Source organism: Pseudomonas sp. DWRC2-2 (assembly GCF_049897885.1).
Lineage (GTDB): Bacteria > Pseudomonadota > Gammaproteobacteria > Pseudomonadales > Pseudomonadaceae > Aquipseudomonas > Aquipseudomonas azotoformans_A.
The window spans coordinates 610,015-636,134 of record NZ_JAFCXD010000004.1 but is presented as its reverse complement, the minus strand read 5'-3'; the positions used below and the strand labels follow the sequence as shown (position 1 = coordinate 636,134).

Annotated in this window: 25 protein-coding genes; 15 read left to right on the top strand and 10 right to left on the bottom strand. The window is 62.4% G+C overall.

The window, feature by feature from the left end:
* Positions 1 to 89 precede the first annotated feature (89 nt).
* From ACP7EW_RS21610 to ACP7EW_RS21595, 4 genes are all read left to right on the top strand, one after another.
* Positions 90 to 1,433: a 3-oxoacyl-ACP reductase gene (locus ACP7EW_RS21610; RefSeq protein ID WP_426219552.1), complete on the top strand. Its 1,344-nt coding sequence runs from the start codon at positions 90 to 92 to the stop codon at positions 1,431 to 1,433.
* Positions 1,434 to 1,435: 2 nt separating this feature from the next.
* Positions 1,436 to 2,284 (top strand): MaoC/PaaZ C-terminal domain-containing protein, encoded by an 849-nt coding sequence (locus ACP7EW_RS21605; protein ID WP_426219550.1) that lies wholly within the window; start codon positions 1,436 to 1,438, stop codon positions 2,282 to 2,284.
* A gap of 301 nt (positions 2,285 to 2,585) precedes the next feature.
* On the top strand, positions 2,586 to 4,094 hold the full coding sequence (locus ACP7EW_RS21600) for a collagen-like triple helix repeat-containing protein (protein ID WP_426219548.1): 1,509 nt from the start codon (positions 2,586 to 2,588) through the stop codon (positions 4,092 to 4,094).
* A 186-nt stretch (positions 4,095 to 4,280) separates the two neighbouring features.
* The gene (locus ACP7EW_RS21595; protein WP_426219545.1) at positions 4,281 to 5,963 is read left to right on the top strand and encodes a ShlB/FhaC/HecB family hemolysin secretion/activation protein; all 1,683 of its coding nucleotides are present in this window, start codon (positions 4,281 to 4,283) and stop codon (positions 5,961 to 5,963) included.
* Between the two features lie 32 nt (positions 5,964 to 5,995).
* Here the strand turns inward: ACP7EW_RS21595 and ACP7EW_RS21590 are convergent, their stop codons facing one another.
* The gene (locus ACP7EW_RS21590) at positions 5,996 to 6,397 is read right to left on the bottom strand and encodes a response regulator (protein ID WP_269132756.1); all 402 of its coding nucleotides are present in this window, start codon (positions 6,395 to 6,397) and stop codon (positions 5,996 to 5,998) included.
* 47 nt (positions 6,398 to 6,444) lie between these two features.
* A complete protein-coding gene (locus ACP7EW_RS21585; RefSeq protein ID WP_426219543.1) occupies positions 6,445 to 6,642 on the bottom strand; it encodes a Flp family type IVb pilin in 198 nt (65 codons plus the stop codon).
* A 331-nt stretch (positions 6,643 to 6,973) separates the two neighbouring features.
* Between ACP7EW_RS21585 and cpaB the strand changes: the two genes are divergently transcribed.
* The 8 genes from cpaB to ACP7EW_RS21545 are packed head-to-tail and all read left to right on the top strand — an operon-like array spanning position 6,974 to position 14,395.
* Entirely contained in the window at positions 6,974 to 7,918 is a 945-nt protein-coding gene (gene cpaB / locus ACP7EW_RS21580) for a Flp pilus assembly protein CpaB (RefSeq protein ID WP_269132753.1), read from the top strand.
* A gap of 19 nt (positions 7,919 to 7,937) precedes the next feature.
* A complete protein-coding gene (locus tag ACP7EW_RS21575; protein ID WP_033897320.1) occupies positions 7,938 to 9,155 on the top strand; it encodes a type II and III secretion system protein family protein in 1,218 nt (405 codons plus the stop codon).
* Positions 9,152 to 10,345, top strand: coding sequence for a pilus assembly protein (locus ACP7EW_RS21570; RefSeq protein ID WP_269132752.1), 1,194 nt, complete (start codon positions 9,152 to 9,154; stop codon positions 10,343 to 10,345). Before ACP7EW_RS21575 ends, ACP7EW_RS21570 begins: the two co-directional genes overlap by 4 nt.
* Complete coding sequence (locus tag ACP7EW_RS21565; RefSeq protein WP_426219540.1) at positions 10,342 to 11,613, top strand: CpaF family protein; 1,272 nt, start codon at positions 10,342 to 10,344, stop codon at positions 11,611 to 11,613. The genes ACP7EW_RS21570 and ACP7EW_RS21565 overlap by 4 nt, the downstream gene beginning before the upstream one ends.
* A gap of 10 nt (positions 11,614 to 11,623) precedes the next feature.
* Positions 11,624 to 12,505 (top strand): type II secretion system F family protein, encoded by an 882-nt coding sequence (locus ACP7EW_RS21560; protein WP_426219538.1) that lies wholly within the window; start codon positions 11,624 to 11,626, stop codon positions 12,503 to 12,505.
* Between the two features lies 1 nt (position 12,506).
* Positions 12,507 to 13,394: a type II secretion system F family protein gene (locus tag ACP7EW_RS21555; protein ID WP_033897324.1), complete on the top strand. Its 888-nt coding sequence runs from the start codon at positions 12,507 to 12,509 to the stop codon at positions 13,392 to 13,394.
* Between the two features lie 10 nt (positions 13,395 to 13,404).
* Complete coding sequence (locus ACP7EW_RS21550; protein WP_426219535.1) at positions 13,405 to 14,115, top strand: hypothetical protein; 711 nt, start codon at positions 13,405 to 13,407, stop codon at positions 14,113 to 14,115.
* A 10-nt stretch (positions 14,116 to 14,125) separates the two neighbouring features.
* Positions 14,126 to 14,395, top strand: coding sequence for a DUF3613 domain-containing protein (locus tag ACP7EW_RS21545; RefSeq protein ID WP_061435169.1), 270 nt, complete (start codon positions 14,126 to 14,128; stop codon positions 14,393 to 14,395).
* Positions 14,396 to 14,398: 3 nt separating this feature from the next.
* Here the strand turns inward: ACP7EW_RS21545 and ACP7EW_RS21540 are convergent, their stop codons facing one another.
* Together ACP7EW_RS21540 and ACP7EW_RS21535 are read right to left on the bottom strand one after the other, a co-directional pair.
* On the bottom strand, positions 14,399 to 15,187 hold the full coding sequence (locus tag ACP7EW_RS21540) for a response regulator transcription factor (RefSeq protein ID WP_033897327.1): 789 nt from the start codon (positions 15,185 to 15,187) through the stop codon (positions 14,399 to 14,401).
* A gap of 126 nt (positions 15,188 to 15,313) precedes the next feature.
* Positions 15,314 to 15,763, bottom strand: a complete 450-nt coding sequence (locus ACP7EW_RS21535) for a prepilin peptidase (RefSeq protein WP_426219532.1) — start codon at positions 15,761 to 15,763, stop codon at positions 15,314 to 15,316.
* A gap of 72 nt (positions 15,764 to 15,835) precedes the next feature.
* Between ACP7EW_RS21535 and ACP7EW_RS21530 the strand changes: the two genes are divergently transcribed.
* Together ACP7EW_RS21530 and ACP7EW_RS21525 are read left to right on the top strand one after the other, a co-directional pair.
* Positions 15,836 to 16,285 carry a TadE family protein gene (locus ACP7EW_RS21530; RefSeq protein WP_426219530.1) on the top strand — a complete coding sequence of 150 codons (450 nt, stop codon included), beginning with the start codon at positions 15,836 to 15,838 and terminating at the stop codon, positions 16,283 to 16,285.
* Positions 16,282 to 18,999: an ATP-binding protein gene (locus ACP7EW_RS21525; protein WP_426219528.1), complete on the top strand. Its 2,718-nt coding sequence runs from the start codon at positions 16,282 to 16,284 to the stop codon at positions 18,997 to 18,999. The genes ACP7EW_RS21530 and ACP7EW_RS21525 overlap by 4 nt, the downstream gene beginning before the upstream one ends.
* On the opposite strand, the gene ACP7EW_RS21520 is transcribed toward ACP7EW_RS21525, so the two are convergent.
* The 6 genes from ACP7EW_RS21520 to pbpC form a co-directional block, all read right to left on the bottom strand.
* Complete coding sequence (locus tag ACP7EW_RS21520) at positions 18,996 to 20,945, bottom strand: pilus assembly protein TadG-related protein (RefSeq protein ID WP_426219525.1); 1,950 nt, start codon at positions 20,943 to 20,945, stop codon at positions 18,996 to 18,998. The genes ACP7EW_RS21525 and ACP7EW_RS21520 overlap by 4 nt on opposite strands.
* Positions 20,946 to 21,049: 104 nt before the next feature.
* Positions 21,050 to 21,607, bottom strand: coding sequence for a DUF4136 domain-containing protein (locus ACP7EW_RS21515; RefSeq protein WP_426219523.1), 558 nt, complete (start codon positions 21,605 to 21,607; stop codon positions 21,050 to 21,052).
* 45 nt (positions 21,608 to 21,652) lie between these two features.
* Complete coding sequence (locus ACP7EW_RS21510; protein WP_016977011.1) at positions 21,653 to 22,255, bottom strand: DUF4136 domain-containing protein; 603 nt, start codon at positions 22,253 to 22,255, stop codon at positions 21,653 to 21,655.
* Positions 22,256 to 22,279: 24 nt separating this feature from the next.
* A complete protein-coding gene (locus tag ACP7EW_RS21505; RefSeq protein WP_033897334.1) occupies positions 22,280 to 23,029 on the bottom strand; it encodes a methyltransferase in 750 nt (249 codons plus the stop codon).
* On the bottom strand, positions 23,022 to 23,330 hold the full coding sequence (locus ACP7EW_RS21500) for a MazG-like family protein (protein WP_276196331.1): 309 nt from the start codon (positions 23,328 to 23,330) through the stop codon (positions 23,022 to 23,024). The genes ACP7EW_RS21505 and ACP7EW_RS21500 overlap by 8 nt, the downstream gene beginning before the upstream one ends.
* Positions 23,331 to 23,383: 53 nt before the next feature.
* Entirely contained in the window at positions 23,384 to 25,714 is a 2,331-nt protein-coding gene (gene pbpC / locus ACP7EW_RS21495) for a peptidoglycan glycosyltransferase PbpC (RefSeq protein ID WP_426219521.1), read from the bottom strand.
* 90 nt (positions 25,715 to 25,804) lie between these two features.
* Between pbpC and ACP7EW_RS21490 the strand changes: the two genes are divergently transcribed.
* Entirely contained in the window at positions 25,805 to 26,098 is a 294-nt protein-coding gene (locus ACP7EW_RS21490; RefSeq protein WP_016977007.1) for a hypothetical protein, read from the top strand.
* Positions 26,099 to 26,120 lie beyond the last annotated feature (22 nt).

The following is a 26,120-nucleotide window of genomic DNA, read 5'->3' as shown; positions in this document are numbered from 1 at the left end:
GGAATCATTCAGCCTAGCCTAGGCTCAATCGAACGAGTGCCACCCCGGGGTGGTCAACCCTTTGAACCCCAGCCTTCGGAGAGCGTTCCATGTCTGACCGTTATATCGACTTCGCCAACTCAAGCCTCGGCCATCGCCTGGTCGCCGCCCTTGGCCTGCCGTCACCGGTACGCCTGGAACGCTGGCAAGCCGGACGCCTGCGTCCGGTGGAAGGTGCTTTGCTGCTGGGCGGCGGCGCGCTGGCGAGCAACGTGCAGGCGTTTGCCCATAAGCTCACCGACGCGATTTATACCTACGGTACCGAAACATCGACCTGGATCCCCGGCCACGGTCCCAAGCTCAAGGCCGTTGTGTTCGACGCCAGCGACTTGCAGCACACCGATCAACTCAAGCAACTGCGCGAATTCTTCCAGCCGCTGCTGAAAAACCTGAATAACAGCGCCCACTTGGTGATCCTCGGCCGCGCGCCGGAAAGCCTCAGCGATCCCTTCGCCGCCAGCGCCCAGCGCGCCCTGGAAGGGTTCAGCCGTTCGCTGGCCAAGGAACTGCGCAACGGCGGCGTGTTGCAATTGCTCTACGTGGGCGACGGTGCAGAGGATCAATTGGAAGGTGCGTTGCGCTTCTTCCTCTCGCCCAAAAGCGCGTATATCTCCGGCCAGGTCATTCGCCTGGAAGCGTGCGCCACACCCGTTGAGGATTGGACACGGCCCCTGGCAGGGCGCAAGGCGCTGGTCACCGGTGCTGCCCGAGGCATTGGTGCCTCCATCTCCGAAACCCTGGCCCGCGACGGCGCCGAAGTGATCCTGCTCGACGTGCCCCAGGCCAAGGCCGACCTCGAAGCCCTGGCGGCGCGCCTGGGGGCACGCACGGTCGCGCTGGATATCTGCGCCGCAGATGCCGCCAGCCAATTGATCGAACACCTGCCCGATGGCCTCGACATCCTAGTGCACAACGCCGGCATCACCCGTGACAAAACCCTGGCCAACATGACCCCGGAATACTGGGACGCGGTGCTGGCGGTGAACCTCAATGCGCCCCAAGTGCTGACCCAGGCGCTGCTCGACAGCGGCACCCTGCATGACAACGCCCGCGTGGTGTTGCTGGCTTCCATCAGCGGCATTGCCGGTAACCGTGGGCAGACCAACTATGCTGCGAGCAAAGCGGGATTGATCGGCCTCGCCCAAGCGTGGGCACCGCTGCTCAAGGCGCGCGGCATCAGCATCAATGCGGTGGCCCCCGGTTTTATCGAAACCCAGATGACTGCGCATATTCCATTCGCCTTGCGTGAGGCCGGGCGACGCATGAGTTCGCTGGGCCAGGGCGGCCTGCCGCAGGACGTCGCCGAAGCAGTGGCGTGGCTCGGCCAACCGGGCTCCGGTGCGGTCAGCGGGCAAGCGTTGCGGGTGTGTGGGCAAAGCCTCTTGGGAGCATAAACATGCAATGGAAGACGCTAGGCACTACGCCATTCCTGCCGCCGCTGTATTGGCGCGCGGCACTCAAACGCAAGATCACCGGCAACACACTGCCCGAGCAGGGGTTGCGCTGCCGGGTGAGCATCGATCCCAAGCAGGTGGCGGCATATCGTAAGGTCTGCGGATTTGCGCAGAGCCCGATCCTGCCGGCGACCTATCCGCATATCCTGGCCTTCGGGTTACAGATGCAACTGCTCACCGACAAAAAATTTCCCTTCCCGTTGCTGGGGTTGATTCACCTGAGTAACCGCATCCGCATTCATCGCCCGCTCGGGGGAGTGAGTGAGTTGTCCGTCGGAGTCCACACGCAGAACCTCAGGCCCCACCCCAAAGGCGCAACCTTCGATCTGATCACCACCGTCGAGGACTCACTCGGCCTGCTATGGGAAGCCGAAAGCCGCATGCTGTGCCGGGGCGTAAAGCTGGAAGGCGAACCCGAAGATGACGCCCAACTCTCCCCCAGCCAGGTCAGCGAACTGACCCGCTGGAAAGCCCCCGCCGATATCGGCCGCCGTTATGCACGGGTTTCCGGCGACTACAACCCGATTCACCTCAGCGCCATCACCGCCAAGCTGTTCGGTTTCCCCCAGGCCATCGCCCACGGGCTGTGGAACAAGGCGCACACCCTCGCCGCCCTTGGCGAACACTTGCCCACCGCCAATATCGAGATCAGCGTCGAGTTCAGAAAACCCGTGCGCCTGCCCGGTGAAGTGACGTTATTGGCCAGCGCCGCCGGTTCCAGCGGTGAGTTGTGGTTGAAAGGCGCGGGCGATATTGAACATATGGTAGGTAAGTGGCGGCCGATCGCCTGAAATAACTCGATTAATTGTATATATACACCCTAAGTAATAGCGGACTTCTCAAAGTCCGCTTTTTTATTCAAGTCATTGATAATAAACACATATATATCTTGATACATCCTCGCTTTATACCCTTGGCATTAGTTACTTAAACGGTACACCCGCGCCGTATATAAATCGTTAATACCAAGTAGAGCATTGAGCGAACGCACCGCCGGGGCTGTTATAGCCACACGGACAAACACATCGCTATCCCCAGAAATAGTGAGCGTTTGAAGACAACCAAGGTTGTACAGGTGCAAGGAACTCAATCATGAAAACTCAAGTCGTGTTTTGGAAAGCAAGTACCGCGCTGGCCCTGGCAGTAGCACTGGCACTCGGCGGCTGCAGCAGCGGTGGTGGCGGGCATCACAGTGGTGGATCTTCCGATGCTGGCGCGGGCGCAGGCGGCGGTACGGGTGGTGGTACCGGTGGCGGCACCGACCCTGGCACCAACCCCGGCGGCGGCTCGACGCCATTGGTCACCGCCACGGTGGTCGACACCGTCGGCGATACCGTGACCGGCCTCGGCGGCACCGTCCGCAGCCTGGGCACCACCCTTGGCAGCCTGCCCATCGTGGGCGCCACTGCCGGTGGCCTGGTCAACGCGACCGGAAACGCAGTCGGCAGCATCGGCACCGGCCTTTCAGACGGCCTGGGTTCGCTGGGTACTGACAGCAATGCACTGGGCAAAACCGTCGCTGGCGTGGCCAACGGCGTTTCCGACCTGGGCGATGGCGTGACCGTCACCGGTACTAACGTGGCCACCCTGCTGGGCAACGTGCCTGTGGTCGGCGGCGCCGCGCCGGCAGTCGGCAACGTGGTGGGCAAGGTCGGCAATGCCGTGACCATGCTCGGCGACACCCTCAGCACCGCCAGCACCACTGGCCCACTCGGTTCGGTCACCAACACCGTCGGCGCGAAAGTGTTGGTGCCGGTGGTTTCCCTGGTGGAAAACACAACCGGTAAAGTCGGCACCGCCACCGGTCTCGACAAGCCCGTGGGCGGCCTGCTGCAAAAAGTCGGCGATACCGTCGACGGCCTCGGCGATAAAGTTGCTGGCGCAGGCGGCACCGGCAACCCTGTGACCGGCGCCGTGGGCGACGTGCTCAATGGTGTCGGCACCGTGGTTGGCAAGGCCAGTGGTTATGTCGACCCGGATGCAGATAGCAATGGTGGCGGCAGCGGCGGTGGGACCGGCGGCGGCACTAACCAGCTGGGCTTGCCTGAACTCATCGGCGGCATCATCGCAGGCGCTGGCAGCGGCCTGGATGCGGGAAGCACCAATGGCGTGGTCAGCGCGACCGGCGTGACCGGCGTCAAAGCCGGCACCACCGTGGCCTCGCTGGGCACAATCCTGGGTGGCAGCGGCACGCCGAACACGGCGGCAGGCGCCCCCGTTGCCGGGCTGACCAGCCAGATCGGCGGCGCACTCAACCCCGTCACCAGTGGCGTGCAGAGCCTGACCCAAAACGTCGGCAATGCCACCGGCCTGGGTGGCCCGGTCAACGGCCTGGTCTCGAATGTCGGCGGCGCCGTCAGCAGCCTCGGCGGCAAAATCAGCGGCACCAACGCCAACCCGGTCACCAATGCCCTGGGCGGCACCGTGACCGCAGTGGGTGGCACCGTGGCATCGATTGGCGGCCTGGTCACCGGCGGCACCAACACCGGCGGCGGCCTGCTCGGTGGCGGCCTGAATGTGGGTGCCGGTGCCTCGGCAGGCGCCAATGCGAACGGTGGTCTTCTGGGCGGGCTGTTGGGTGGCCTGACTGGCAAAAAATAGAATTGCACCTGGCCGATTAGACGGCCTCACCTACAGCGCCTACGCTTGGTTGAGACGAGAGACCCCACTAAGTCTCTCGTCTTTTTTTATGGGTCAGTGATCGATCCCGGAAAATCCCCGAACCGCGCCCCAGAGCCCGGCGGGAATCTGCGAAACGCTGCAGCAATTTTGACCATGGAGTGTCCTATGCGCGCTTTGACGCCGTTGTTGTTGCTCACCCTCAGTGCTTACGCCCACGCCGATACCCTACCCAGTTTCCTCAACAGCAACGACACCATCCGCAACCTGCCCGTGCCCAACTTGCCCGCCGACGCCTACCGACCCGCCGCCACACCGACCCAGGTGCCGGTGCCAGCGGCGACCGCCGGGCAACCGCTGCTGATGGACACCAAAGTGACCATCCGCAAACTGCAGATCGACGGCGGCACGGTCTACCCGCTCAAGGAAGTCGCCCAGGTCTTCGAGCCGCTGATTGGCCGTGAAACCAACCTGGCGCAACTGATCGAAGCCACCCGCAGCATTACCCGCCGCTACCAAGAGGACGGCTATCTGCTGTCCTATGCCTATCTGCCGGAACAACGCTTCGAAGGCGGCCTGGTACAAGTGGTGTTGGTAGAGGGTTATATCCGCGATTACCAAGTGCAAGGCGACACCGGTTCGGTCTCGTCCTACATCGACAAACTGGCGGAAAAACTCAAGGCCGAGCGCCCGCTTACACGCAAGACCTTCGAACGCTACACCACGCTGATGAGCGCCATCCCTGGCCTCACCGTGCAAGCCCTGGTGCCGCCACCCAACACCACCGATGGCGGCACGCATATGCAGGTCACTGCCAGCCGCAAACCCTTTACCACCAGCATGAGCCTCAATGAAGCCAACCGCGGCGGCACCCAAGCGCTGCTGACCGCCACCAGCAACTCGTGGACGTCCATGGGCGAACAACTGAGCGTCAGCGGCCTGTTCCCACCGGGCGAAGACAAAGAGCATTACTACCGCGCGAGCTACAGCCAATTCATCAACGCCGAGGGCACCCAACTTGCCCTCTCGGGCGAACGCTACCGCGCCGATCCCAAGACCGGCCTGCAACTGGGCGACGGCCTGGAACTCAAGCCACACCAGGAAATCGACCGCTACTCCATTGGTCTCAGCCACCCCTTTATCGCCTCGCCCAGCGAGTCATTGAGCCTGGGCACGCGCCTCTACGCCGTCGACCAGACCAACCGCTACAAGATCGACGGTTTCCCACAACGCTTTGAACTGGAAACAGACCTGCGCGCCCTGGCATTCGAAGGTGACTGGCGCAAGGCCGACACCACGCAGTTGCGCATCATCAGCGGTGGCATCTACCAAGGGATCAATGGCCTGGGCGCCAAGGCCCGCACGGATTTCGGCGGCCTCAAGCCGGACCTCGACTTCTTCCGCCTGCGCCTGTCCGGCGTGCAGAGCAACAAGCTGTTCGATAACTGGCAAGGCGTGCTATCGGGCGCGCTCTACTGGAGCAACGATTACTTGCCCGACAGCGAACGCGCCACCTTCGGCGGGCAAAGCTTCGGACGCGGCTACCCGGATGACCAGGGAACCGGCGACAAGGGCTGGGGCCTGGCCTACGAGGTCAACTACAGCTACAACCGCGCCGGCGACTGGGTGAGGATCCTGCAACCCTACGTGGTGTTCGACCGTGCCAAGACCTGGTTCAACGACGTGCCGGTCAAAGGCAACGACCTGTCATCGGCGGCGCTGGGGCTGCGTTTTGGTGATGCCAAGTACTACAACATCGCGCTGGAAGTCGCCAAGCCGATGTCGGACGTGGCATTGGACAGCTACGATCGGCGGCCTCGGTATTCGTTGAGTTTCAGCTACCAGCTGTAACCGGGCCCTGTAGGCGCCTGGGATAGCGGCGCCTACAGTCTGGTTTTGGGGAGAGGGAACAGGTTGTTCAAGGTATCGATCAACCGCACCAGGTAGATCGGTTTGCGAAACAGGTCCAGCACCTGCAGGCGCAGCATGTCGCTCACATCATCCATTTCCGCATGGCCCGACATCACGATTACCGGCAGGTGTGAGCGTGAGGTGTGTTCGCGCAAGCGCTTGATCAAGGAAATGCCACTTTCCTCGGGCATGCGCAGGTCCGTGATGACCAGCGCGATGTCCGGGTGAAGTGTCAATTCTTGCAGGGCGAAGGTGACGGAAGTGGCAGTGAAACAGACAAATCCCTCGTTTTCGAGGGATTCGGCGAGTTCGATAAGAGCATCCTCTTCGTCGTCCACCAATAGAATTTGCTGGCGTGAAGAAGACGCGCTCATGGCATTACCTGCAAAAGGGGATAGTCATAACAGCAGCCAAAAATCAATCAAGTCCCCGTCGGCATGCCGGAAGACATGTTAGTGAAGATTGTCTTTATCTTAGTTCCCAGCCCTGTCCCGGCACCCACAATAACGAGCGCGACTAACGCCACGACAATGGCGTACTCAATACCTGAAGCTCCCTCTTTGCGGCTGAAGAAAAGTTGCGTGTGGACATAAATTTTCAACACCAGGTCAAGGAACATAAGACTTCTCCCTAAAACGCCACTGGAAGCCGGAACGGCTCTAGTACCAGATGATCGCGGCGTGCTACTAGAGCATTGTCAACAAACCTCAGCCTCACAACTGTAATAACGGATTAATCATAAAGTATTAGTCGTAACGTTGACGCCATAAACCCGCACCCTGAAAGGCTGCTTTTATAGTTCAGATAAATTTTTCCTGGGGTAATGGCATTTCGTCCTAGCTGAGCTACCTTCAAATAGCCAAATCGTTAGATGTTCATCACAGCCAGGTTGCGGATTAACCCATTCGGATTAAGCGGGTGTGCAGTGCAACGGGAAAGGGAGAGCCGTCATGAACAGTCGCATCAGCATGGTCCTGGCCGGCTTGCTGCTGATCGGGGCCTTGATCGCCGGGTACTGGGGGCTTGTTTTAAGCCGCGCACCGGAGCCTGTAGCCGCCCCTGCCGCACCTGTCGTTTCTGTTGATCACACTGCCGCTGCCGTTGAAGACCCAACCCGCCAACCGGTGGTGGTCTTGGTGCATGACGTGCCCGCCTTTACTCCGTTGACCGCCGCCGACCTGGCGGTCGAAAAACTGCTCACCGCCCCCGCCGGCAGCCTCACCCAACTCGACCAGGCCATCGGCCGCACGCCCCTGCGTACGCTGGGCGCGGGCACGTGGCTCACCGAAGAAAGCTTCAGCGCCGGCGGCCCACTCGCACGCATGATCCGCCCGAACGAGCGCGCCCTGGCCGTAGCGGTGGATGAAGTGAGCGGCGCCGGAGGTCAATTGACGCCCGGCGACTACGTGGATGTGCTGCTGTTCCTGCGTCAAGATGCGGGCAACGCCGAGCAGTCGGCGCAGATCGTTCTTCCGGCCATGCGCCTGCTCAGCGTCGGTGACCAATTGGGCCTGGCCAACGATGGCAAACCTGCGGTTCCTCCTCCGGCCACGCCTGAAGAACGCGTCCAAGCTGCCCAACGCCGAGCCGGCGCACGCACCGTGGTGCTGGCCGTGCCGGAGCCACTGTTAAGCCGCCTGATGCTCGCGGCCCAAGCTGGCGTGTTGCGCCTGGCCGTACGCAGCGCCGAGGAACAACTGCTCAGCCGCTACTGGGCCGGCGAAAGCGATGCGTCAGAGCGATTGGAAAGCGCCAACCGCGACCTCTACCAATTCACCCAACTGGCCCTGGTCGGCCCGCCCAAACGCGTCGCCCAAACCTCCACCGCTGGGCCCGGCGTACGCCGTGGCATTGAAGTGATTCGCGGCGCCCAAGCGGCGCCACAAACTCCGTGATCGAGCAAGGATGCCTTGAATGAGCCATCGCTACGCACCCCTGTTCACGCAACTGGCCTGGGCCCTGATGCTGTCGAGCCTGCCGGTCGGCATGGCCGTGGCGGCGCCGGGCAACTGCAGCGCCTTGGGCCAGTTGCCCGCCGTGGTCGAGGTGGGAGAAGGCCTGCAACAAGAGCTGCAATCGCCAGTGGCAATTACGCGCCTGGCCATCGGCGACCCGAGAATCGCAGATGTGCGGGTCAATGGTGACCGCAATTTTCTGCTGACCGGTGTCTCGTCCGGCGCCACCAGCCTGATGGTCTGGACCGCCTGCGCCAGCACGCCGCGCCAGAGCATGGTGTTCGTCAAAGGCAAGGCGACGTCGGCCTTGACCAGCTTGTCGCTGTCGCCGTCGGACGATCCGCTGTTGCCCAGCCAGGTGCAGACGGATATCCGCTTTGTCGAGGTCAGTCGTACCAAGCTCAAAGAGGCCAGCACCACGATCCTCGGCACCGCCAAGAACGCTTTTTTCGGCAGCCCTAACTTGCTGTTCCCTACGCCCACCACCCAGGCCCTGGCGATCAGCAGCAGCAACTTCAATATCGGTTTTGGCGGCGGTCGCGTCTCAGCCATGATCAACGCTCTGGAACGCAGCGGTTTTGCCTACACCCTGGCACGGCCAAGCCTGGTGGCCATGAGCGGCCAGAGTGCCTCCTTTCTGGCTGGCGGCGAGGTGCCAGTGCCGGTACCCAGTGCCGGCAGCGACACCATTTCCATCGAATACAAAGAGTTCGGTATTCGCCTGACCCTGACCCCTACAGTGATTGACCGCAACCGCATCACCCTCAAGGTGGCGCCGGAAGTCAGCGAGTTGGACTACAGCAACGCGGTCCAGATCGAAGGCATCCAGGTGCCGGCCCTGACGGTCCGTCGAACCGACACCAGCGTGTCCCTGGCCGATGGCGAAAGCTTTGTGATCAGCGGCCTGATCAGCACCAATAACCGCTCAACCATCAGCAAGTTTCCGGGGCTGGGCGATATCCCGATCCTTGGCGCATTTTTTCGTGACTCCAACATCAGCCGCGAAGAGAAGGAACTGCTGATGATCGTCACGCCGCATCTGGTGCAACCGCTGGCGGCCAACGCGCAACTGCCCTCCCTGCCGGGCGAAAAACTGCGCAACTATGATCCGAACTGGTATCGGTTGTTCTTCCTGGAAAACGGCAACTTCGACCGTCGCAGTGGACTTTCCCAATGAGCGATAGCCTGAGCCAGACCTTTCTCGCCATCACCCGCAACACCACAGACCTGGAGTGGCTGCAGGGCGCCCTGGCGCCCCTGGGCCAAGTCGTCAGCGCCGGCACCGGCAGCCTCGACGAACTGCTGGCGCTGGTGGACGTGACCTTCGCCAACCTGGTGTTCGTCGGCCTGGACCGCGAAAACGTTGTGGCCCAGAGCGCACTCATCGAAGGCGCACTGGAAGCCAAGCCGATGCTCGCCGTGGTCGCCCTGGGCGATGGCATGGACAACCAGTTGGTCCTGAATGCGATGCGCGCCGGTGCCCGCGATTTCGTCGCCTACGGTTCGCGCTCCAGTGAAGTGGCGGGCCTGGTGCGACGCTTGAGCAAGCGCCTGCCCACCGTCACGCCCAACACACAGCTGGGCGGCCTGACCGTATTGTTTGGCACCCAGAGCAATGCCGATGGAGCAATGCTCGCCACCCACCTGGCGTTGGTCGTGCAAAAGAGCGGGCAGCAAACCCTGCTGCTCGACCTGGGCCTGCCGCGCAGCGACAGCCTGGCCTTGCTGGGCCTGGAGAGCACGTTTAATTTCGGTGATGCGTTGCGGCATTTGCGCCGCCTCGATACCACCCTGATCAACAGCGCCTTCACCACGGCCCTGGGCGGGCTGCGCATCCTGGCCTACGCCACCGGTGACGAACCGCTCAAACTCACCAGCGCCGCCGAACTGTTCATGTTGCTCAGTGCGCTGCGCCAACATTTCCAGCACATCGTCGTGAACATTACCGGGCAACCCGACAGCGAAGCCCTGCGCACCTTTGTCAGCCACTGCGACAAGCTGCTGTGGTGCACCGACCAGAGTGTGCTGGACTGTCGCCGCAACCTGGCAATACTCAACCGCTGGCGCGAAAAAGGCATGAAGCTCGATCACGCCAAGTTGGTGGTGGACCGCTATATCAAGGCGTGCGCCCCCGACACCGAAGCCCTGGAAAAAAGCTTCGGCCTTGAGTGCATCGCTGTATTGCCCCTGAGCGCCGAACTGCGCCTGAACGTGAAAAACCAGGGCCAGACCCTGTTTGCCCTGGCCCCGCGTGAACCCTTGACCCAAGCCGTGCGCACCTTGGGCGAGCGCCTGGCGAAGCGATCCGAAGGCTTGGCAAAACCTTCAATGCGCTGGTTTGAACGCATCCTGGGGTCGGGACGATGAACGGCGAAAAACTGTTTGGCGGCCCGGCCCGCACTGCCGGTGGCAACAGCGATCACGATGGCTTGAAGCTGGTGCTGCACCGCTACATCATCGACGCCATCGAGGAGTCGGGTAAGAACCTGCTCGAAGGCACGCGCCAGTCCCTGGCGCAATTTGTCATCGACAAGGTTTCCGAATACATCACGCGCATGCGCCTGGCGATCTCGCGTTATGAGATGGAGCGCCTGGCCGAAGAAATCGTCGACGAACTCACCGGTTTCGGCCCGCTGGAAGTGCTGCTGCGTGACCCCTCGGTGACGGAAATCCTGGTCAACGGGCCACATCGGGTGTTTATCGAACGCGATGGCCTGTTGCACCAGAGTGACCTGCGGTTCATCGACGACCACCACGTGGAGCGTGTGATGCAACGCATCCTCGCGCCGCTGGGCCGGCGCCTGGATGAGTCCTCACCGATGGTGGATGCGCGCTTGCCCGATGGCAGCCGGGTCAACGCGATCATCCCGCCGATTGCCCTGGATGGCCCGTGCCTGTCGATCCGGAAATTCCGCAAGGACATGCTCAAGAGCAGCGACTTGGTCGCCATGCAGACCATTGATCAAAGCATCTTCGAGTTCTTCCAGGAGGCCGTGGGCAAGCGCTGCAATATTTTGATCAGCGGCGGCACCGGCACCGGCAAGACCACCCTACTGAACATCCTCAGCCAGTTGATCAACCCCCATGAACGCCTTGTGACCATCGAAGACGTCGCCGAACTGCAACTGGGCCATCCCCATGTGGTGCGCCTGGAAACCCGTCCGCCGAACGCCGAGGGCCATGGCGAAGTGCGTTCCAGCGACCTGATCCGCAACGCCCTGCGGATGCGCCCGGACCGCATCATCCTCGGGGAAATCCGTGGCGTGGAAGTACTCGACGTCATGACCGCCATGAACACCGGCCACGACGGCTCCATGAGCACCGTGCACGCCAACAATGCCCAGGATGCCCTGCTGCGCCTGGAAACCCTGGTGGGTTTGACCGGCCGTGTGGTCGCCGAAAAAACCCTGCGCCAGATGATCTGCGCTGCGCTGGACGTGATCATCCAGCTGACGCGCATGCCCGATGGCCGCCGTTGCGTCAGCGAAGTGGTGGAAGTGGTCGGCGTGCGCGAAGACGTGTATGTCACCAACACCCTGTTCCGCCTGGACCGGCGCACCGGCTTCGGTTTCCTGCGCGAGGCCGTCAACCCGGCCGGCGACAAACTGCGCCGCGAATCGGCCTTGCAGTCATAGGGAGCGCGTGATGATAGGACCGGTGTTGTTGCTTGTTTGCCTGCTGCTGATCGGCCTGTCGTTCTGGCAACTTCAGCATGGCCTGCGCAAGGCCCAGACCGACCGCGTACTGGAACGCCTCGGCCAGGGCCAGCCCGAAGCACAGGACGTCAACACCACGTGGACCGGCCTTGAGCGGATGTTTCAGCGCGCCGGGTTGGGCAAACCCACCGACCGCCTTGGCCTCTGGTTGAGCGCCTGGGTGATCGGCGTACTGCTGGGCTGGCTGCTCGCCGACGGCTTGGGCCTGATCGCAATGATCATGGGGCCGCCGCTGTTTCTGCGGGTGTACATCAGTTGGCGTTATCAACGCCGGGTGCAACGCATGGTCGAGCAACTGCCGCAGTTGCTCGACCACAGCGTGCGCAGCCTCAAATCCGGCAGAACCTTGGCCGATGCCGTATTGGGTGGCGTCGAGAGCACTGAAAACCCGCTCAAGGAAGCCATGGGCCGTGTGCAGCGCAACGTGCGCATGGGCGTCAGCCTGCCGGACTCGGTCAGCGACTTTGCTGAGTTCTACGAACAGGACGAATTCCGCCTGTTCGCCCTGGGCTTGAAGGTCAACCACCGCTATGGCGGCAATGCCAGTGAGCTGCTGGAAAACCTGATCAAGATGATCCGCGAACGGGAACAGGGCGCCCGTCAACTCAAGGCCATGACCGGTGAAACCCGCATGACCGCCTACGTGCTCGGCGGGCTGCCGATACTGATCGTGGGCTACTTCATCATCGTCAATCCCGATTACCTGATGACCATGTGGAACGACGGCACGGGGCGCATCATGCTGTTCAGCGCGCTGGCCATGGACATCAGCGGCACCTTGCTCATGTGGCGCATGCTGAGGAGTGTCTGAGATGGCCCTGCTGGCGTGTGCCTTGTTGTTACTCGCCGCCCTGGTCTTGGTGGGCGGCCAGTTGCTCGAAAACCGCCGGCGTGATCGCCAGGTCGCTGAACGTCTGCAAGGGCGCATGGGTGGCGATGCCAAGTTCGGTACGCTGTTGCGTCAACTCGGCGCAAGCAGCCTGGCGCAGCGCTCGGTCAGCCTGGACAACGAGACCCAGGTGTTGCTCAACCGCATCGGTTGGCGCAAGGCCAGCCAACGCTCGTTGTTTGCGGCCTTTCAGATCGGCTTGCCGATCGTGCTCTTGGGCCTGACTTTTCTCGGCCAGCAGATTTTTTTCCCTGACATGGACCCCGCCTGGATTGCGCCCCTGTTTGGCCTGGGCATCGGCTACCTGCTACCCAAACGCGTGCTGGCCGCCGCCGCCAGGCATCGTCAGCAGGCCATCGCCAAAGAAATCTCAACCTTCATTCCGCTGCTGCGCATCCTCTTCGAATCGGGCATGGCGGTTGAACAGTCATTGCGCGTACTGGGCACCGAAGCCCAACGCTTGCTCCCTCACCTCACCCATGAATTGCGCCTGATCCTGGCGCGGGTCGACTCCGGGCTAGAGCTGGGCGAAGAACTGGGCAAGACCGCGCGTTTGCTGGAGGTGGATGAGTTCACCGATACCTGCATCATCCTCCAACAATTGATCCAGCAGGGCGGCGGCGCGATGAAGTCCTTGCTGGCGCTCAAGCAACTGCTCGACGACCGCCGCCTGACCCGCCTGCAGGAATACATTTCGAAGATGTCGGCAAAGATGTCAGTGGTGATGATGGTGTTTCTGTTCCCTGCGTTGCTGATCGTGCTCGGCGGCCCAGCCTTTATCGGCATCGCCCGTGCGTTGGTCCATTTTTGAGGAGACGTTGATGAAAGTACTGATTGCCGGCATGGCCTTGCTGATGCTCGGCGGCTGCGCCACCAACGGCCAATCGCCCTGGGCCGCGCTGACCTCGCCGGGCAGTTGCGCCAAGCCGAGTTCGGAGCAGGAACTGGCGCTCAACCTGTCCGATGATTTGGCCAACGAAGGCAAGCTGCACGCCAGCCTGGCGAACCTGCAGAACCTGCCCGACGCCTTGCCTCAGGTGCGTCAACGCAAGGCCCGCACGTACCGCCTGCTCGGGCGCAGTGAAGCCGAGCCGCTGTACCGCAGCCTGCTCGGCACCTGCATGACCGCCGAAGGCGAGCACGGCCTGGGGCAGTTGGCGGTTGCCAAGGGCGACAACGGACTGGCCACGGCGCACCTGCAACGGGCGGCGCAGCTGGCGCCCACCGACGAAAAGATCCGCAATGACTTGGGCGTGGTGTACCTCAACCAATTGCGCGTGGAAGACGCTCGCTTTGAGTTCATGACCGCCATCGAACTCAAGCAGGGCGACCCGTTGGCCGCCGTCAACCTGGTAACGCTGTTGATCTATCAGGATGACTGGGGGCAAGCGGCCAAAGTGGTCAGCCAACTGGGCCTGAGCCGCGAGCAAGTCACGGACGCCCAGGCCCGTGCGGAAAAACTCAAGGGTGCCCGCACGGCGGCGCGCAAAGTCGCGACAGTCCGCGATGGCCTGCCGGTGAGCCTCAAGTAAGGAGTGATCGATGAAAGCACATTACCTGATCGGGCTGGCGCTATTACCACTGGGTGCCATGGCCATCGAACCCGGCCCGTCATCACCGCAGCAGGCGGAAACGGAAAACTGGATGGCGTTGCAGATCAATGGGCGGGCCGCTTCGCCGACGCCGCAAAGGGCCACGCCCGCGGAACGGGAGCAGTCCTTGCAGCGTTGGTTGGACAGTCACAAGCACCCGATTCCGGAGTTTTATGAATCGGAGTCGGGTGGGGGTTCTAAAGGCGGCAAGAGCCAGTGACACTCAATGGGCGGTCACTCGCTGGCGCATCGCCGAGTTGCTCGGCGACAAGGCCAGTGCCAGTTGGGTGCGGTTATGCATATGGGTCAGGCGCAATACCTGGGACACGTACAGCTTGACGGTGTTCTCGGTGATCCCCAGTTCGCAGGCGATCTGGTAGTTGGTCTGGCCCTTGCCCACCAGGCGCGCAACGTCAAGCTGGCGCGGTGACAGCTGGTTGAAGATGGTCGGAATTTCCATCGGCCCGGCGTCTTCGGCAACCAGATCGGCCTCATCGGCCAACCCGGCGCTTGGGCTGCGACGCACTTTGTCGAGGTCCTGGTACAGGTCATTGATGGATTCGGAAAGGTATTGCAGCTTCTGGTTCAGGTGCCCCAGTTGCAGTTCTTTCTGCCGCTCCTCCAATGCCGCTTCCTGGCGCTGCAGGCCTTCGAGCAACTCGTCGAGATTGATCGGTTTCTGGTAGTAGTCCGAGATCCCCGCACGCAGGGCCTTGATCACGTCCTGTTTGTCGGCCCGCCCAGTGAGCATGATCGCCTCGAACGCCCGCGCCTTGCCCGCCACCTTCTGCATGGCCTGCACCAGCTCGATGCCGTCCATGTCCGGCATGTGCAGGTCGCACAGCACCAGGCCGATCTCGGCGTCTTCGCTGAAGCGCTGCAAGGCGTGTCGGCTGGATTCACACGGGACGCAGCGGTAACCACTGCTTTCAAGAAATTCGCAGAGCTCTTCAACGATCAACGGTTGATCGTCGACCACGAGCACTTTCACCGCCGAGGTAAGCTTGTTCACGCGTTACTCCATGCCTGGCCAGCCAAAAGATTGACCTATCCATTTTGACGAAGAATCCTATGCATCCACTCAATAAACCTAGACCTACTTTCCGACTATGTACATAGCGATAGAGGCCTTGTGCGACTAATGGATCCAAAGCCAGTACAGCACAAACCCTGTCAATACAAAGGGGGCATAAGGCTGCTTTGTTGACACGCCCGGTGACGATACCTCGCGGCGCACGCTAAGCCGTTGATGGATAAGCACCCAGGCGCCCTGGAACACGGCGGCACCGATCAACGACCACAATAAGGCATCCAGATTGCTCGCCAGGGCCAGGGCGGCCAGCAGCTTCACATCCCCTGCGCCAAAGCGGCCCAGCGCATACCCCGGCAAGGTCAGCAACAGCGCCACGGCGAAGGCCCAGCCCCCATCGGTGGCGGGCGCACCCAACCAGGTCGTACCCGTCCATACCAGGTAGATCAAGGCCAAAAACGCCGCCCCCAGGGTCAAGCGGTTGGCGATTTGCCGTTGACGCATGTCCTGCAACGCGCAGAGTCCCAACCAGACCAGTATCACCACGCTATGGATCACGTAAAAAACATCCCTTTTCGCTGAATGATTCTATGCTGATATCAAGTAGTAGCCGTCAGGGTAGACGCAGTCATGAAAACAGGCCTGCCTGGAAAGCAAAAAGGTGCAGCCGCGATTGAGTTCGCCCTGGTCTTCGGGATCTTTTTTGCGGTGTTTTATGGCTTGATCAGCTATAGCCTGCCGCTGCTGATGTTGCAGTCGTTCAACCAGGCGGCGGCGGAAGGCGTGCGCCAGGCGATGTCGGTGGACCCTGTGGCCGCCGGCACTACTTATCCCACTCAAGTGACCACACTCGCCAAAACCACCGCGTTAAAACAGTTGAAATGGATCCCCAGCAGCTTTCAGTTTACCGATGACTTGGTCACCGCCACCTACTCCGGCACCGGCACCCCGCTGACCGTCACGATCAAGTACCCCACCAGCCGTCTCAACTCGGTGTTCCCGGCGCTGGTGTTGCCGTTCATCGGCACCGTGCCGAATCTGCCGGCCAACCTGTTGGTCAGTTCGAGTCTGCAGCTTTGACTTCGGGGGACAAGCTCTTCGGGCGCCTGCTCGGCCGCAGCAGCGCGCTCGCACTCGATACGGCCGGCGCCCCTGTGCCAGGGCTGCACCTGCTACTGGATGCTCAGGGCCGTGTGCTGGACTTCAGTGGCACCCTGCGCGCACTGCTCGCCCCCCATGAATCACGCCCCTTGCTGCGCGAACTGTTGTGCGCCAGCAGCGCCTTGAGTATCGAAGGCCAGCCCGCCGACTGGCAACACCAGAGCCTGGACCTGGACTTCCAGGGCGTCGCCGGCCGGACCCTGCACACCCGGGGCTGGATCGAGCCCGAAGACGACGGCTGGCGCTTGCACCTGCAAGACGTCAGCGACTTGCTGGCCGGTAGACAACTGGCCCAGCATCGCGAGCAGAACCATCAGTTGGCCTGCCAGATGAGCGAGCAGTTGCGGGTGTGCAGCCTGACCCGCCTGCCCGAGGTGTTCAATGAGCACCTGCGCAGCCTGGCCCAGCGCTGGCACATCCCCTGCGTGGCCATGGCCTTGCTCGACGAAGAAAACCAGGGCTGGCGGATCTACAACCACTACGCCGCCCACGATGCACCCGCCTTGTGGCAGACCGGCCAGCACCTGGGCACCAGCCTGGACAGTGCCAATGGCAACACGCCGTTGAGCCTGGCCCAGGAGCGCAGTGACAACCCGCGCCTGCAGAGCATTTTCGGGAATGCTGATGGGTTCCTGGTGCCTTATCGTGACAGCCAGGGCGTCGCCGCTTGGTTACTCTGCGGGTTCTACAGCGGCCAGCAACACACTAGCGAACGGGACTGGTTGAACCTCACCGCCGCCCTCGCCGCCCCGCTGCTGAGTCGCCTGCGCGAGCAACGCAACCACCAACAGCTTGACCGCATGGAAGCCCTGCAAGGCCTGCTAGGCACCGGCTGGTGGGAACTGCTGCCTGCCACTCAGGAGATCCAGCTGGCCCCGCAGTTGCTGCACAATCTCAGCCTGGAAGACGGCCCGACCCGCCAGCCGCTGGACCAGTGGCTTGAACTGATCCACCCCGCCGACCGCCAGGCGTTCAACAGCCGTTTGCACGACCTGCAAGCCCTGGGCAAACCCTTGATGACCAGTGTGCGCCTGCAACGCACTGACGCCGAGCACAACCCCCTGTGGTATCGCGTCCAGGGCCAGGTGCTGGGCGTGGGTGATCACCGGCGCTGGATCGGCTTCATGCTCGACATCAGCGACATCAAGAACCAGCAACTGCAAGCCGCCGCCGCCCATGCGCGCCTGGACAACCTGATCGCCAGCTCGCCAGCGGTGATCTATGTGCAGCGCTATGTCAGTGGCGCCCTGCACCCGGCGTTCTTCAGCGACAGCCTGCTGCCGCTGCTGGGTTGGACCCTGGCCGACTGCAACCCAGACAACCTGGCCTCGCTGATCCACCCCGACGACCGCGAACTGTACTTCGAGCGCAGCCGCCAGTTACTGCGTGAAGGCAACGTGCGCAGCCGTTACCGCCTGCGCGATAAACAAGGCCATTACCATTGGCTGCTGGACGAAGCCAAACTGTTGCGCGACGACCTCGGCCTGCCGGTGGAAGCCGTCGGGCTGTGGCTGGATGTCACCGAGGCGACCCTGGCCGCCGAGCAGATCAAACAGAGCGAAGAGCGCTACCGCATCCTGGTCGAGGACTCCCCGGCGATGATCTGCCGCTATCGCCCGGACCTGACCCTGACCTTCGGCAACACACCGCTGGCCAACTACCTGGAATGCCCGCCGGCGCAATTGCCGGGGCTGAACCTGGGGCATTGGCTGTCGGACGAACAACGCCAGGCCTTTGTGCAACGCATCGAACAATTGACCCCGGAATTCCCGGTCAGCACCGCCGAAATCAGTCTGGAACTGCCCGGCCGCGAACATGCCTGGTGGGTGTGGTCGGACCGGGGCGTGTTCGACGAACAGGGCACGCTGGTGGAAGTGCAAGCGGTGGGCCGCGACAACACCGAAGTGCGCCGCTCCCAGCAGCAACTGACCCAAAGTGCCAAGATGGCCACCCTTGGCGAAATGGCCACCGGCCTGGCCCATGAGATCAACCAGCCGCTCAACGTGATGCGCATGGCCATCGTCAACGTGCTCAAGCGCCTTAGCAACGGCGATGCGCAGATCGACTACCTCACCGAAAAGCTCCAGCGCATCGACACCCAGGTACAGCGCGCGGCACGGGTGGTGGACCATATGCGTGTGTTCGGCCGCCGCTCGGAAATCGAACAACAGCCCTTCGACCCGTCACAGGCAGTGGAAGGCACCCTGTCGCTGCTCGGCGAAGGCTTGCGTGGCAAGGGCGTGGATCTGCGCATCACGCCTGCGGACTTCGAGGTGCAGGTCAAAGGGCATGTCGACCAGCTTGAGCAAGTGCTGATCAACCTGATGGTCAACGCCCGTGACGCATTGCTGAGCAAACGGGAAAAGGATCCCGCGTTCCGTCCGTGGATCGCGGTGCATTGCGAGCATGACAGCCGACATGTGCGCATCTGGGTGGAGGACAACGGCGGCGGCATTGACCCACGGTTGCTGGAGCGGATTTTCGAGCCGTTCTTCACCACCAAGCCGATCGGCGTGGGCACGGGCTTGGGTTTGTCGGTGAGCTACGGGATTGTGGAAAACATGGGCGGGCGCCTGAGCGTCGCCAATGGCGAGCACGGCGCGAGGTTTTGTGTGGAGTTGCCGGTGAGTTAAATCACCAGGTAGACGCGGCCCATGTGGCAACTGAGGTTGGCGCCGACTTCGGCGTTGCCCAGGCTGATGCCCAGCGCCGAGAGCAGTGTGTTGACGATGGGGTCGAGTATCGGCGACAGGACGTTTTGGACAAGGCTGACCACCGAGCTGATGATGGTCGCCAATGCGCTGGTCACGGTGCCGTTCGCCGGGTTGGGTGTGCTGCCGCTGGGCGGCACGTAGGTGACCTGCAGACCGTTCAGCGTATCCCCCAGGCTATAAAGGATATCGGCGGTGCCTGGCGCGTTCTTGTAGGTCGGCGTCGCGTTCATTTCAGCCACGGGTAAAAACAGCATCGAGTTGGTTTGCGCGGCGACGGTAGACAGCGCCTTCAAATTCAACCCCCCGCCTACACCCGCTGTACGCGGACCACAGATCAGCGTCAGCACAATGCAATAGCGTTCGCCGAAGTCGATCAGCCTGACCGGTTGCACGGTGACGGGGGCTGATGAAGAAAACGCAGTAACCGGATCCACGTAACCCACGCCCAATGTGGCCAGCGAGGTGGTGGTCTTTACCGTCAACGACTTGGTGGCAGGCGTGGCGCAGCTGTAGTCCGTGACATAGCTTTGTGCACTGGCCGCCTCGATATAAATGGACAGGGTTTGGTTGATGTCGACATCCGTGACATTGCACGCAACCAGGCACAAGACACCGCCGACCACGGCCGGAATGTTCAGGTTCAACAGGCCGCTGACCACCTTCGACACCGGCGTCCCCAGCCCGGAAAGAATCGACGTGACACCCGAAACCACCTTGATGATCGGCGCATCAATCGTGACCAACGTGCGTACCTGCGCCGTTCGCACAAAAATCTGATCCGTTTGCGGGTTATTCAAAAGCCCCGCCTTGGCCTTGGCCGGATTGCCAATCGCCGACAGTTGCGGTGGCTCGATGACTTTGGTCTGGATCGAAACGGTGCCCACCAGCGGAATATTGACCTTGGCTGCCGCACTCACCGCATTCTTGCTACTGGAGAGCTGCGCCACGGTCTCCAGCAACTGAAACAACTGCACACTGGTATTCAAGGCCGCCGCCGGCGTTCCGGTGGCGACTTTCAGCAAGTCTCCGACCTTCAGCAACTGGGTGTTCGGCGCGATGGCGTTCACGGTAATCAGATCGTTGATGACCGCCGTGGCGACCGCGCCGTTTTTTTGCAGGACCTTCACGGCGGCGTCGAGCAACTGGCTGGCGGAGACAGCAGTGCTCAGCAGCGCGTCGTAGTCCCCCGCCTTCACGTTCAATTGAATCGCCAACTGATCCAGATAGCTGAGCAGGTTCACGTTCGTTGTCAGCAAGCCATTCCAGCCCGCTGCCGTCAGCGACAGGCTACCGCCCAACAGATTGCCGATGACCATGTTCAGCAACGGGGAGTTGGCCGAATTCACGGAGGCCAGGCTGCTGCGAATCGTCAGTTGCGCCACCGGTGGCGCAGTCGCAGCCACAGCGGTGGCACTCAATATCGTCTGGGTGGCAACCGGTGCACCGCTGAACATGTTCCAGATACCACTGGCGAGACTGGTCATGACACTGCGCGTTGCGACCACGCGTATGGCGTCGTTCTTGGTCGCATCAGCGACGAACACACGGATATTGCTAGCATTGGTGGGCAAGGTGCCACAGGTCACGGCCAGGCCCCGACTGTTGTCGCCGGCGACCACGGTAAAACCGTTGCGCGCGGCGTTTTCCTTGGCGTAGTCATTGGCCGTGGTGGAGGGCGTGCACAGGCCGCCACGACCGGCGGCTTCCAACGCGGCGGTGTCGGCGATGGACTGCAACCGGCGTTTTTCCAGGTACAGGCGGCCGCTGTCCACCGCCAGCAGCATGAACACCATGGCCACCGCCAGGGTGCCTGCCGCCATCAAGCCAATCGCACCACGCTGCCGGGAACCAAGTCGGGGAGACATCAGGCACTCCTTAGCGCTTACTCTCCATTGTTGGGTTGGAGTGTAGACAAGGCTTCAGGTGCGCGCTGGCCAGTCGCCACATTGGCGACTGGCGGAAGGTATTTCTAGTGCGGTGGGTAGCTGGAAAGGACGCGGGTGACGGTGGTGCGGATGGCTTTGTCACGGTCCTGGGGGTTGGGCGAGGTGGCCATCATCTGTTCGTCGCTGCCGCGCCACACCAACTTGCCGTCCTTGCCGTCGAGCAGGTCGATCTGGAGGGTGGCGACTTTGTAGGTGATGTTGCGCGTTTCGTTGTACATCGGCGCGCCCCAATAGCCGTTCCACGGCCCGCCCCAGGCGCCACCGTAGTTGGTGGTGACTTGTTGCTGGCGGTCTTCGACGATCAGGTAGGCCTGTACATTCAGGTCAGCCTTGCTGCCCGGCGCCGCTGGGCGCAGGCCGCGCTGACCGAGTTGCTCGCCGACGGCCTGGCGGATGCGCTGTTCGGTGAGGTCACTCTTGATGCGCGGATCATCCGGACGGTATTGCAGCGCCGGGTCTTTCCAGGCCCAGCTGCGGTAGGCACCGAAGTCTCGGCTGGCGTCAAAATCGTGGTTGACCTGGCTGGTCTGGCAGCCGCCCAGCAGCACTACAACAGCAAGCGTAGCGATACGACGAAACATGGTTTATCTCCAAAGAGCGACCCGCGCTAAAGATGAGAATAGCTGTTAACTGGGAGGATACGCCGTCATTGCCTTTTGCACCGCCTGGCGCAAGGCATCTCCCCGCTCACTGAGGCTTCCCTGGCTGCCGGTTTCCGCACTGGCACTCCACACCGGCTGGCCGGTGCGGGCATCGAACAGATTGACGCGAACCACCACGACCTGCACTTCATAGGTGCGCACGATCGGCACCGAGTTGTACATGCCGTAACCATTGCCATAGCGGTTGTAGCCGCCATAACCGTAGCCGTAGTCATCCTGGACTTGCTTGAGGCGCTTCTCCAGGCGCACATCGGCGCTGACAAACAGGTCCGCCGGGCGATTGTCATGCAAGGGGCGCAGCCCGCGTTGGTCAAGGGCACCGCTGACCGCTTCGGCAATCTGCGCTGAATCGGCCCAGGCCGTGCCCGCCGGTAACTGGCCGTTGCGCCAGGCCCAATTGCGGTAGGCGCCGTAGTCGCGCACGGGCGCCGGGTAGGCGCTGGCATCAAAGGTATTGGCCGCCTGGGGCGGCGCCGGAGGGATCGGCGCCGAAGCGGCAACATAGGGGTTCGGGCTGGAACACGCGCCCAAACCCAGGGACAACAGGATCAAACAGAGACGACGCATTTCGACCTCCGCAGACTGGGCCGCTTAAACCGGACGGCAAATCCAGTGCAAATAACGCCCAAGTCCGGCAAAGCTTGGGTGACGACGGTGAGCGAGTTCCATCTCCAAAAGGTCCTGCAAATTGGCGCGGGCCTGGAATTCCACCGGCATATAGTCGTGAAACACCCGCACGCCGCTTTGGCTTTCGACCTGCCAAAGGCCATCGAGTTGCGCCGCCAATTCACGGGGATCGAGGGGTTGTTGCGGCGTCAGGCTCTGCTTTTCGCCGGCCATGTCGTTCTTGCGCATTTTGCGGAAGTGGCCTTTGAGCAGGTTGCGGTAAATCAGCGCATCACGATTGTAGAACGCCAGCGACAGCCAACCACCGGGCACCGTGAGTTGGTGCAGCACCGGCAGGATCGCGTGGGGCTCGGCCAGCCATTCCAGCACGGCGTGGCACAGCACCAGGTCGTAGGGTTCGGTGAGTTGGCCGAGCAGGTCTTGCCAGGGTGCATGGATAAAGGTGGCGGTTTGCCCGGCATCCGCGAAGCGTTGACGGGCGCCTTCCAACATCGGCTCGGCGGGCTCGGCCAGGGTGACCTCATGGCCTTGTTCGGCCAACCACAGCGACATATGGCCCAGGCCCGCGCCGATATCCAGCACGCGCAAAGGGCGTTTCGGCAGGGCCTCGGTCAGGTCGGCCTGGAGCACCGCCAGGCGAATCGCGCCTTTGGCACCGCCGTAGATTTTCTCGGCGAAACGCGTGGCCAGTTGGTCGAAATGACGATCACTCATGGGCAAACCGCCGTTCACTGTCGGCCAACTTGGCGCGTACCACCTCGTTCATGTCCAAGCCCAACTCGCTGCACAGCAACAGCAGGTACAGCACGATATCGCCGACTTCCTGCCCGGCATGGGCAAGTGTGTCGGCCGACAACTGACGCGACTGGTCTTCGGTCAGCCATTGGAAGATTTCCACCAGCTCGGCCATTTCCACGCTGGCGGCCATGGCCAGGTTTTTCGGGCTGTGGAATTGTTTCCAATTGTTGGTATCGCGGATGCGGTGCAGGCGTTCGGTGAGGTGTTCGAGGTTCATGCGGCAGGCTCCTGAAGGGGGATAGCTTCGGGCCGAAAGCGCGGGAAGGCAAGTTAATCCACCACACTGAATTCGATCCTGGCGGTCTGGCCCGCCTCGTCCAACACACTCAACTGGTAGCGGCCCAGGCGCTCGAAACTGGTGTTGATAAAGTCCTGGTTGGCGCTGTCCCCCAGCGGCGCGCCATTGAGGAACCACCAGCGTCGCCCGCTCCCTCCCAAGGCGGAGATTTTCAGGCGCAGGGCCTGTTGGCTGGCGGCGGGCAGGCGCAGTTGGTCACCTTCGCGCACGCCGACAATCGACAAGGGCGACGACGCGGCCAATGCCGGAGGCGGGCACTCGGGATCGGCGGCCGGGATACGCGCTTCGCGGCGCTCGACCCGTGGCAGCCAGGGTTCCAGCGGCGCGGGCCACAGGGCAATATTTTTCGGCTCGGCGCCGGGGCAATGGGCGTCGACCCGCAAGCCCTTGGCATTGACCCACACGCTTTCCATCAAACCCACGCTCAACGGCTGGTCCAATGCCTGCAAGGTGGGCGGCGTGGTGTTATCCAGGGTCCAGGCAAAGCGCTGGCGCCGGCAATTGGGGTCACTGCGGCTCATGGGCTGGCCCAGCGGCCAACAGATCGCCGCCACGCCGACATTGGCCGGCACCGGTTTGACGGGGGCGCTGATGCCGCGCTGGCTGTCGCGGTTGGTCAGCACGTCATGCACCTGCAACATCAACGGCGCGGCCGAGGCCAGGCCGAACTGGCCCGGCACCGGCGTGCCGTCCGGGCGGCCGATCCATACGCCGATCAAATAACGCGGGCCCACGCCGATGGCCCAGGCATCGCGAAAACCGTAGCTGGTGCCGGTTTTCCAGGCCAGTACCGGGCGTTGCACCAGTTCGGCACGCGGGTCACGGTCGGGCCGCGCCTGACCGCTGAGGATACGCCGCACAATCCAGGCGGACCCTGGCGACAGTAACGGCCGCTCCCTGAGCGTATCGTCCGGCTGTAATCGAATAGCGGCGCTCCTGCCGTCCCGGGCGAAGGCGCTGTAGCCGCTCACCAGGTCTTCGAGGCGACTGCCTGCGCCGCCCAGGATCAGCGCCAGGTTCGGTTCGGCCAACGCCGGCAGCGCCAACGGCACGCCGCCGATGCGCATTTGCGCAGCAAAGCGCTTGGGCCCATAGGCCTCCAGCAACTGCACCGCCGGCAGGTTGAGCGAACTCGACAGTGCCGTACTCGCCGGCACTGCTCCGGTAAACCCCATGGAGAAGTTGCCCGGCCGGTAATCGCCATAACGCCGGGGCACATCCTGCAACAAGGATTCGGAGTGGATCAGCCCGTCATCCAGGGCCATGCCATAGAGGAACGGTTTCAGGGTGGAACCCGGCGAACGCAAGGCGCTGATCATGTCCACGTGGCCGAAGCGCTTGGCATCGTTGATATCCACCGAGCCGAGGTAGGCGCGCACGGCCATGCTTTCCTCTTCCACCACCAGGATCGCGGCGGACGTGTGCTCCGGCAGCCGCGCGCGCCAACCCAGCAGCAGGTCTTCAAGACGGCGTTGCAACGTGGCATCCAGGGTGGTGCGGATCAGCGGCGGGCTGTCGGGGCGGTTCAGGCGGCGCGCGAGCAAGGGCGCCAGGCTCGGCTCCAGGCGTGGGGCGAGCAGCAACGGTTCTTCCAGGGCTTCATCGACGGCCGATTGTGGCCAGACCTGGAACTCCGCGAGGCGGCGCAAGACTTTGTCGCGGGCTTGCTGGGCACGTTGGGGATGGCGATCCGGACGCAAACGGCTGGGCGCCTGGGGCAGAACGGCGAGCAAGGCGGCGTCGGCGTGGGTCAGTTGCGCAGGGGATTTGCCCAGGTAGGCCCAACTGGCCGCCGCCACACCCTGCAACGTACCGCCGAACGGTGCGCGGTTCAGGTAGAGGTTGAGGATTTCGCCCTTGGACAGGTGCCATTCCAACTGCGCCGTGCGCCACAACTGACGCAACTTGCCGTGGAAGGTGCGCGAATGCGGATCCAGCAACCGCGCCACCTGCATCGACAAAGTGCTGCCGCCCGACACCACCCGCGCACCCGCGAGGTTCTGCCAGGTCGCCCGCGCCAGCGCCAGCGGGTTCACGCCGGGATGCTGGTAGAACCAACGGTCTTCATACGTGAGCAGCGCGTCGAGGTAATACGGCGATACTTCGCTGGTTTGCACCGGGTAGCGCCACACGCCATTGGCATCGGCAAACCGCCACAACGGCGTGCCATCCTCGGCCAGTACCACCCGCGCCAGGTCATCCTTGGGCAAGGGGAGCGGCCAGATGCGGTCGGCCAGCCACAGCAAGGCCACCACCAACAACAGGCCGGCCAAGGTCCAACGGGCAACTAAACGCAAACTCAAACGGGCAAACCTCTATGCTGGTAGGGAACTAGCCTGTTGCAATAACAACCAAAGGCACAGATACGCCCACCTTCTCATCAGGACACACATATGCAGGTAGAAAGCTTTTTCGGCTGGTTGGGCCAGGCGCTCGGTTCCATCATCCGTTTTATCGTCGACGGGCTCAGCGGCCTGTTCGGTGCGCTGACCAATGCCGGTGGCAACTTTATCGATGGCCTGTCCCGCACCTTGGGCATGGACACCTCGATCATCAGCATCATCACCCTGATCATCGGCCTGATGCTGCTGTACTCGGCGGTGCGCGCCTTTATGCGGGCGTCGATCATCATGGGGATTATCTGGTTGCTGTTGGGCCTGTGGCTACTGAGCTGGGTTGTGCATTAACTAACGGGGCCATGACGAACAT

Excerpts from the sequence above, each read along its gene's own strand:
- ACP7EW_RS21610 (WP_426219552.1), top strand. The coding sequence starts at position 90 with ATGTCTGACCGTTATATCGACTTCGCCAACTCAAGCCTCGGCCATCGC.
- ACP7EW_RS21605 (WP_426219550.1), top strand. The coding sequence starts at position 1,436 with ATGCAATGGAAGACGCTAGGCACTACGCCATTCCTGCCGCCGCTGTAT.
- ACP7EW_RS21600 (WP_426219548.1), top strand. The coding sequence starts at position 2,586 with ATGAAAACTCAAGTCGTGTTTTGGAAAGCAAGTACCGCGCTGGCCCTG.
- ACP7EW_RS21595 (WP_426219545.1), top strand. The coding sequence starts at position 4,281 with ATGCGCGCTTTGACGCCGTTGTTGTTGCTCACCCTCAGTGCTTACGCC.
- ACP7EW_RS21590 (WP_269132756.1), bottom strand. The coding sequence starts at position 6,397 with ATGAGCGCGTCTTCTTCACGCCAGCAAATTCTATTGGTGGACGACGAA.
- ACP7EW_RS21585 (WP_426219543.1), bottom strand. The coding sequence starts at position 6,642 with ATGTTCCTTGACCTGGTGTTGAAAATTTATGTCCACACGCAACTTTTC.
- cpaB (WP_269132753.1), top strand. The coding sequence starts at position 6,974 with ATGAACAGTCGCATCAGCATGGTCCTGGCCGGCTTGCTGCTGATCGGG.
- ACP7EW_RS21575 (WP_033897320.1), top strand. The coding sequence starts at position 7,938 with ATGAGCCATCGCTACGCACCCCTGTTCACGCAACTGGCCTGGGCCCTG.
- ACP7EW_RS21570 (WP_269132752.1), top strand. The coding sequence starts at position 9,152 with ATGAGCGATAGCCTGAGCCAGACCTTTCTCGCCATCACCCGCAACACC.
- ACP7EW_RS21565 (WP_426219540.1), top strand. The coding sequence starts at position 10,342 with ATGAACGGCGAAAAACTGTTTGGCGGCCCGGCCCGCACTGCCGGTGGC.
- ACP7EW_RS21560 (WP_426219538.1), top strand. The coding sequence starts at position 11,624 with ATGATAGGACCGGTGTTGTTGCTTGTTTGCCTGCTGCTGATCGGCCTG.
- ACP7EW_RS21555 (WP_033897324.1), top strand. The coding sequence starts at position 12,507 with ATGGCCCTGCTGGCGTGTGCCTTGTTGTTACTCGCCGCCCTGGTCTTG.
- ACP7EW_RS21550 (WP_426219535.1), top strand. The coding sequence starts at position 13,405 with ATGAAAGTACTGATTGCCGGCATGGCCTTGCTGATGCTCGGCGGCTGC.
- ACP7EW_RS21545 (WP_061435169.1), top strand. The coding sequence starts at position 14,126 with ATGAAAGCACATTACCTGATCGGGCTGGCGCTATTACCACTGGGTGCC.
- ACP7EW_RS21530 (WP_426219530.1), top strand. The coding sequence starts at position 15,836 with ATGAAAACAGGCCTGCCTGGAAAGCAAAAAGGTGCAGCCGCGATTGAG.
- ACP7EW_RS21520 (WP_426219525.1), bottom strand. The coding sequence starts at position 20,945 with ATGTCTCCCCGACTTGGTTCCCGGCAGCGTGGTGCGATTGGCTTGATG.
- ACP7EW_RS21515 (WP_426219523.1), bottom strand. The coding sequence starts at position 21,607 with ATGTTTCGTCGTATCGCTACGCTTGCTGTTGTAGTGCTGCTGGGCGGC.
- ACP7EW_RS21510 (WP_016977011.1), bottom strand. The coding sequence starts at position 22,255 with ATGCGTCGTCTCTGTTTGATCCTGTTGTCCCTGGGTTTGGGCGCGTGT.
- ACP7EW_RS21505 (WP_033897334.1), bottom strand. The coding sequence starts at position 23,029 with ATGAGTGATCGTCATTTCGACCAACTGGCCACGCGTTTCGCCGAGAAA.
- ACP7EW_RS21500 (WP_276196331.1), bottom strand. The coding sequence starts at position 23,330 with ATGAACCTCGAACACCTCACCGAACGCCTGCACCGCATCCGCGATACC.
- ACP7EW_RS21490 (WP_016977007.1), top strand. The coding sequence starts at position 25,805 with ATGCAGGTAGAAAGCTTTTTCGGCTGGTTGGGCCAGGCGCTCGGTTCC.